Raw genomic sequence first — 7,013 nt, 5'->3', positions numbered from 1 at the left:
AAACTTCCATGTGTCTTGGCGATTTCTAGCCCCTACACCCTACACCCTACACCCTACACCCGCGCGCAGCGCTATAAAAAGGGGCGATCGCATCGATACGCCCCTGATGGAAAAAGACGGCGCGGGCTCCGCCTTACAACTTGGTGCCGCACTCGGGACAGAAATGGTTGCTGGCGACATTTTTGGCACCGCAGTTGCTACAGTAGACCAGTTCGACGGCTTTTTCCAACTGTTTCCGCTCGGGAAGTCCCAGCATTTGGGCGTTGCTCTTTCCGGGCGCCACCATCGGATAGCAGTTTTCATCTTTGGTGACGCGGACATCCATCAAAACGGGGCCGTCGTCGGCCAACATTTCGGCGAAGGCGTCGTGCAATTCTTCGCGGCTGTTCACCACCATGCCTTTCACCCCGTAGGAGCGGGCCAACATCTCGAAGTCGGGCATTCCCACTTCCATGTTGGAAGCGGAGTAGCGTTCGCCGTAGAAGGTTTGTTGCCACTGGCGGACCATCCCCTGCCAGCCGTTGTTGATAATCACGGTTTTGACGGCGATGCCATATTGGGCCAGGGTTCCCAATTCTTGGATGTTCATCTGGACGCTGGCATCTCCGGCGATGCAGATCACCTCGCGATCGGGCAGGGCCACCTTCGCCCCCATTGCGGAGGGGATGCCGTAGCCCATCGTACCCAAACCGGCGCTGGATATCCACTGTCGCGGGCCGTTTTTGAGGAACTGGGCGCCCCACATCTGGTGTTGGCCGACATCCGTCGTGTAGTAGGCGTCCGGTGCCAGTTGGCCCAATTCCGCGATCGCCTCTTGGGGGGAGAGGCTGTCGGAGTAGCGGGGGACGACGAGGGGGTAATCTTCCCGCCAGCGATCGATCCGTTCCAACCAAGCTTTGGTTTGATTGGGGCGGGCCACGTCTCCCATTTCTCTACAGCGGCGCAGCAAGTCGAGGAGGACTTGGCGCACGTCGCCGACGATGGGCACTTCGGGGGCGCGATTTTTGCCCACTTCCGCCGGGTCGATGTCGATGTGGATCACCCGAGCCCGGGAGGCGAATTCGTCCAATTTTCCGGTGACGCGATCGTCAAACCGGGCACCGACGGCGATCAGCAGGTCGCACTCACTGACGGCGAAGTTGGCATAGGCCGTGCCGTGCATCCCCAGCATCCCCACGGAGAGGGGATGTTTTTCGTCGAAGGCGCCTTTGCCCATCAGGGTGGTGGTGACGGGGATTTGGAAGTGTTCGGCCAGTTCCGCTATTTCCCCGTGGGCCCCGGCGGAAATGGCGCCGCCGCCCACATATAACAGGGGGCGCGCGGCCTGTTGAATCAGTTTGATCGCCTGGTTGATTTGGCGGATGTTGCCCTTCACCGTCGGGCGGTATCCCGGCAGGGACACTTCGCCCGGGTTGACGGGGATGTAGTCGAATTCTTCCAGGCCGACATCTTTGGGGACATCGATCAAGACCGGACCCGGGCGTCCGGTGCTGGCGATGTGGAAGGCTTCGGCGACAATACGAGCCATGTCACTCGGCTCGCGCACGACATAGGAATGTTTGACGATGGGCAGGGTAATGCCATAAATATCTGTTTCTTGAAATGCATCTGTACCGATGGCGGGGCGGGCGACCTGTCCGGTGACGACCACCATCGGGATCGAGTCCATGTGAGCGGTGGCGATGCCGGTGACGAGGTTGGTCGCCCCGGGTCCGGAGGTTCCGAAGCACACCCCCACCCGCCCCGTTGCCCGGGCGTACCCGTCGGCCGCGTGGGATGCCCCCTGTTCGTGGCGGACGAGAATATGTTGGATGTCGCCCTCGGCTTCGGCCCGGTAGAGTTCGTCGTAAACGGGGAGGATCGCTCCGCCGGGATAGCCGAAGATATGCTTCACGCCGTGACGCTTCAGGCTGTCGATGAGCGCAAATGCCCCCGTGGCACGCTTGGACGCGATTTTAGGTTTGAGTTGCACGGAATCGTCCCTCTAATCTAACTTTAATTGTTTAGTTAAAACCTTTATTGTATAAATGAATTCCACCAAACGGGTTATAGCGTTCTACTTTTAACAAGATTTTACATTTCCGGGTGGGTCGGGCACCCTCCCGGGATGATGTATTTGATCAGTCTAAAGAGAACGGGAAATTCGGGGACTATCAAATTTTTTAACTTTGGAGTCGGGGTCGCGATCGCCCCGGCGGGTTTCGCTGCCTCGTCGGACGGCCGTTGGGGCGGTATCCGGGGCGGCGATCGCGAGTGCCGGCCATTCCGGGATTCCCGAACTCCCATCCCCTTGCGTCCGTTCGCATTTCCGAAACCGTTCCACTATGATACCTTAAGAGACGGCATCCGGAGACAAAATGTATCCGGGATTACAAATGGGTCGGGCTCGACGGTGATATCAAAGGGTGTCGCACGATCTATGGCAGTCGCCCGGTGACTCGGGACTCCGAAAAACTCCGCAACCCAGACGGCGAGAGCTTTTTCGACCGATTGCCTGTCGCCAGAGTGCCTGTCGCCTGCTACAGCAGACCGATCGAACAGTAAGCGTTAGGAGTGAAAGCCTTGAAAAAGATAGAAGCCATTGTTCGGCCATTTAAACTTGACGAAGTTAAGATTGCCCTGGTCAATGCCGGCATTGTCGGAATGACCGTCTCGGAAGTGCGGGGGTTCGGCCGCCAGAAAGGTCAGACGGAACGCTACCGGGGTTCGGAATATACGGTTGAGTTCCTGCAAAAGCTCAAAATCGAAGTGGTAGTCGAAGATAACCAGGTGGATGAAGTCGTCGATAAGATTGTCGTTGCGTCTCGAACGGGCGAGATTGGGGATGGTAAAATTTTCATTTCCCCTGTGGAACAAATCATCCGCATCCGCACGGGAGAAAAGAATCTAGAAGCCATTTAAATAGCAGGTGGGGGGTTGGGAAAGCCAGTTTCACCCCACTTGCGGGGGTTTCCCCGCACTCGGGCTGATATCCATTACGATTCCTCGGATCGGTTGAGAAGGGCGGGGAGCTGGGGCAGTAACTTCGCAAAAGCCCGACCCCGGTGGGAAATCTGGTTTTTGAGTTCCGGGGACATTTCCGCGAAGGTCATCTGGTGTTCGGGGACGTAAAAGATCGGGTCGTAACCGAAGCCCTGCCGACCTCGGGGCGCCTCTGCAATTTCCCCGGGGCAGACGCCTTCGAGTTGTGCGACGATCGCCCCGTCCGGGCGGGCGATGGCGATCGCGCAGACAAATTGGGCTTTGCGACTATCGGCTGTTTCCAGTTCCCGGAGAACCCGGGCGATCCGTTCCGCATCCGTCGCCGCGTAGCGGGCTGAATAAACGCCGGGTGCGCCCCCCAGGGCATCCACCGCCAATCCGGAATCGTCCGCGATCGCCCACTCCCCGGTCACTTGCGCCACCTCAGTTGCCTTGAGGCCAGCATTTTCCAAAAACGTGTTTCCCGTCTCTTCCACGTCCAAATCCGGCGGCTTGAGCCGCAATTCCACGTCGATACCGGTCAGGTACGCCCGCATTTCATCCAACTTGCCGGGATTTCCGGTGGCAACTACTAATCGTTTGGTCATGTTTATAGGGAGTCGGTCGTGGGGAGTCGGTCGTGGGGAGTAGGGAATTGATAATTATCAATGATCAATGATCAATGTTCAAAGGAGCAGAGGAGGCGTAGGGGGCGGAGGGAAGCAGAACCCCCATTGCCTATTGCCTATTCCCTATTGCCTATTGCCTAATTCTGACTGAGCGCCCAATCCTTGGCCCAGGAGAGGGTTTTGCTCACCGTCTGGATGGTATCGGCTTCGCAGTAGAGCCGCAGGACGGGTTCGGTGCCGCTGAAGCGGATCAGGAGCCAGCGGCCGTCCGCGAGGCGGAACTTGTAGCCGTCCACGGTCAGGCAGTCCACCACGGCTTGTCCGGCGATTTCTTTGATGGGGTTGTTTTCCAACTCCGCCACCAGTTTCGCCCGCACGTCCATGCTGGCTAGGGGCAGGTCGATGCGATCGTAGGCGGAGGTGAAGCCGGTTTGCTCTTGCAGGCGGCGGTAGGTGCGGCTGAGGTCTTCCCCGGACTCCACCACGGCCTCCAAGACGTACAGGGCCGACAGCAGGGCATCCCGCTCGGGGATGTGGGTTCCGTAGCCGATGCCGCCGGACTCTTCCCCGCCGATCAAAACGGAATTGGAGAGCATCCGGTCGGCGATGTACTTGTAGCCGATGGGGGTTTCGTGGAGGGAGAGGCCGAACAGATCGACGATGCGGGGGATGAGGTCGGAACCGCTGACGGTTTTGATCACTTCTCCGGTGAATCCGCGGCGGGTCGATAAATGTTCGATGAGGATGGGGATGAGAATTTGGGAGCTGAGGAAGTTGCCGTCCCCGTCCACGGCGGCGATGCGATCGCTGTCTCCGTCGAACACCAGCCCCACCGTCACCCCGTCGGTTTTGGCGGAGTGGCTTTTGATCTGCCGGAACAGTTCCGAGAGGTAGCGGGGCAGGGGTTCGGGAGCACCTCCATCGAATAAGGGATCGCGATCGCCGTTAATTTCGTGAACGCCGTCCCCCAGCAGGCGTTGGAGCCCCCCGGCGGCGGCCCCGTGCATGACGTCGGCGAAGACGCTCAACTGCCGGGATGCGATCGCTTCTTTAATTTCGTCGATCTTGACTTTAGATTGCAGGGTTTCGCAATATCCCGGCCAGGGGTCGAAGGATTCCAGGGTGCCGGGAATGTTGACGGGGGGGAGGGGACTGTCCAGACGGGCCTCGATCTTTTGGGTGACATCGGGGTTCACCGAACCGCCGAAGCCGCCCTTGACTTTCAAGCCCAAATATTTGCCGGGGTTGTGGCTGGCGGTGATCACGATCGCCCCGAGGGCCTTTTGTTGGTGGGCGGCGAGGCTGAAGGCTGGGGTGGGGGCGTAGGTTTCGCTCAGTTTCACGTCGAAACCCGCCTCCCGGATGGCGTCGGCTGCTTTTTGGGCGAACTCTTCGGCGAGGAAGCGGCGATCGTAGCCGACAATGACGGTGTGGTCATTTTCGGTGGTGTCGCCGTAGGTTTCTTTCAACACCTGAGCCGCCAGGGGGGCGACGAGGGCGACCCGTTCAAAGGTGAAATCGTCGGCGATGACGCCGCGCCAGCCGTCCGTACCGAACTTGATGGGTTGAGTCATTGGATTGTCCTAGCTAGAAAGCCACGAAATCAAAACTGAGGTTTGGGGAGTGGCACCCTGACGATCCGGATTTGAGCAAAATCCCGTCAATTTTTCGCTCCTCGGGAAGCGATCGCCGTCGAGCCGCCCGAAGTGCCAAATTCTCCCCGCTTCTGACACTTTCCTGCTGCTCCTTTCCCCAGTCGTCCCCTAAAAGGACGGTTGGTGGCGAATCAGGTTGAGGAATTCTTCGCGGGTCTTCTGATCGTCTTGGAATACACCGAGCATAGCACTGGTGACGGTCCAAGATCCGGGTTTTTGGACGCCGCGCATCACCATGCACATATGGCTGGCTTCCATCACCACCGCCACGCCCTGGGGTTCGAGGACGGTTTGGACGGCCTCGGCGACTTGGCGGGTGAGCCGCTCTTGGACTTGCAGGCGGCGGGCGTACATTTCCACGATGCGGGCCAGCTTGCTCAGGCCGATCACTTTTTGGTTGGGGATGTAGGCGACGTGGGCTTTGCCCATGAAGGGCAGCATATGGTGTTCGCAGAGGCTGAAGACGGTGATATCCCGCACCAGAACCATCTCTTCGTGTCCTTCGTCGAAGATGGCGCCGTTGACGAGATCTTCGAGGGACTGGTTGTAGCCGTTGGTCAGGAATCCCATGGCTTCGGCCACCCGCTTGGGAGTTTTGAGGAGTCCCTCCCGTTCGGGATCTTCGCCGACGCCCAAGAGTATGGTTTCGACGGCGGCCATCATTTCTTCCGAGCTGACTTCGGTGCGGGTGGGATGTTGGCCATTTTTGGCGTGGGTGGAAGAGCTGCGGTCGGGACGGGTGGAAATCCGGCTGAGATTGTCTTTGTCCGCATTTTTCATACTGTCGGAACTGGATGAGTTAACAAAATTGTTGGAGGATGCAATTGTCATGACAAATTGGAAAATGTGGGAATGAAGTTAGAAATGGGTGGAAAATTCGCACGGAAAGACCGATTCAGAAGCTGCCGGCGCTGGGCATGAGAATCAGTTCGTCGAGGGTCGCCTCGGGGGGGAGCTCGACGGCGTGCCGGACCGACCGGGCGACGGTTTCCGGGTTCAGCATCGCGCTGCGATCGAAATCCGCTTCTACCGTCGGGGCGTCCCAAAGGGAAGTGTTGACGGCCCCCGGACAGATCGCCGTGACGCGGATGCCGTGGGGGCGTTCTTCCGCGGCTAGGGTTCGGGAGAGGGCCATCAAGCCGAATTTGCTGGCGCAATAGGCCCCCCAGTTGGGAAACACCTGTTGGCCGCCGATGGAAACGATGTTGACGATGGTTCCGCCACCTTTGTCCCGCATTCCGGGCAAGACCCCTTTGATACATTCAAAGACACCGGTGAGGTTGAGGTCGATCACCCGCTGCCAGTCGGCCAGGGGGGTACTCGCCAGGGGCTGGGTGTAACCCATACCCGCACTGTTGACCAGGATATCGAAGGGGCCAAAAGCCTCGGAAAGGGTGGCAATTTCGGCGTGAACTTGCTCGATTTTGAATAAATCTAGGGCGAATGCTTGGGCTTCGACGTCCCGTTGCCGTGCTTGGCGGGCTACGGCCTCCAATGGCTCCGGCGAGCGACTGACGAGGGCGATGTGGATGCCGGCATCTGCCAGGGCCAGGGCCGTCGCCTTGCCGATGCCACTGCTGGCTCCCGTGATCAGTGCTCGTCGTTCTGTGGGAGAACTCATGTACGGTTTGAATGATGTTTGCTTGGGATCAACTGAGGTAGCAACTGGTGCAATTGCTAATTCTGAGAAAATTTTGACTTCTCCCCGGTCTAAAGACGCGGGGATTCTTAAGCAGTCCAAAACTGAACTCTTAAAGGCATAGTCAAT

General features: G+C 58.6%; 7 protein-coding genes. 1 reads left to right on the top strand and 6 read right to left on the bottom strand.

Going from position 1 to position 7,013, the window contains the following annotated elements:
* Positions 1 to 133: 133 nt before the first annotated feature.
* Complete coding sequence (ilvB, locus tag AC0QHF_RS00810; protein ID WP_324702286.1) at positions 134 to 1,972, bottom strand: biosynthetic-type acetolactate synthase large subunit; 1,839 nt, start codon at positions 1,970 to 1,972, stop codon at positions 134 to 136.
* A 153-nt stretch (positions 1,973 to 2,125) separates the two neighbouring features.
* A complete protein-coding gene (locus AC0QHF_RS00805; protein WP_324702285.1) occupies positions 2,126 to 2,323 on the bottom strand; it encodes a hypothetical protein in 198 nt (65 codons plus the stop codon).
* A gap of 239 nt (positions 2,324 to 2,562) precedes the next feature.
* On the opposite strand from AC0QHF_RS00805, the gene AC0QHF_RS00800 reads away from it, so the two are divergent.
* A complete protein-coding gene (locus AC0QHF_RS00800; protein WP_324702284.1) occupies positions 2,563 to 2,901 on the top strand; it encodes a P-II family nitrogen regulator in 339 nt (112 codons plus the stop codon).
* A 74-nt stretch (positions 2,902 to 2,975) separates the two neighbouring features.
* On the opposite strand, the gene rdgB is transcribed toward AC0QHF_RS00800, so the two are convergent.
* From rdgB to AC0QHF_RS00780, 4 genes are all read right to left on the bottom strand, one after another.
* Entirely contained in the window at positions 2,976 to 3,569 is a 594-nt protein-coding gene (gene rdgB / locus AC0QHF_RS00795) for an RdgB/HAM1 family non-canonical purine NTP pyrophosphatase (protein ID WP_324702283.1), read from the bottom strand.
* Between the two features lie 158 nt (positions 3,570 to 3,727).
* On the bottom strand, positions 3,728 to 5,164 hold the full coding sequence (locus AC0QHF_RS00790; protein ID WP_324702282.1) for a phosphoglucomutase/phosphomannomutase family protein: 1,437 nt from the start codon (positions 5,162 to 5,164) through the stop codon (positions 3,728 to 3,730).
* A gap of 189 nt (positions 5,165 to 5,353) precedes the next feature.
* Positions 5,354 to 6,076 (bottom strand): GTP cyclohydrolase I FolE, encoded by a 723-nt coding sequence (gene folE, locus AC0QHF_RS00785; RefSeq protein WP_324702281.1) that lies wholly within the window; start codon positions 6,074 to 6,076, stop codon positions 5,354 to 5,356.
* A gap of 64 nt (positions 6,077 to 6,140) precedes the next feature.
* Positions 6,141 to 6,866 carry an SDR family oxidoreductase gene (locus tag AC0QHF_RS00780; RefSeq protein ID WP_324702280.1) on the bottom strand — a complete coding sequence of 242 codons (726 nt, stop codon included), beginning with the start codon at positions 6,864 to 6,866 and terminating at the stop codon, positions 6,141 to 6,143.
* Positions 6,867 to 7,013 lie beyond the last annotated feature (147 nt).

This window comes from Lyngbya sp. CCY1209 (genome assembly GCF_055795065.1).
Note: the sequence above shows the minus strand (reverse complement) of the source record. Positions and strands in the feature narration are given on the sequence as shown.

Coding starts and splice junctions, on each gene's coding strand:
- AC0QHF_RS00790 (WP_324702282.1), bottom strand. CDS start 5,164: ATGACTCAACCCATCAAGTTCGGTACGGACGGCTGGCGCGGCGTCATC.
- folE (WP_324702281.1), bottom strand. CDS start 6,076: ATGACAATTGCATCCTCCAACAATTTTGTTAACTCATCCAGTTCCGAC.
- rdgB (WP_324702283.1), bottom strand. CDS start 3,569: ATGACCAAACGATTAGTAGTTGCCACCGGAAATCCCGGCAAGTTGGAT.
- AC0QHF_RS00780 (WP_324702280.1), bottom strand. CDS start 6,866: ATGAGTTCTCCCACAGAACGACGAGCACTGATCACGGGAGCCAGCAGT.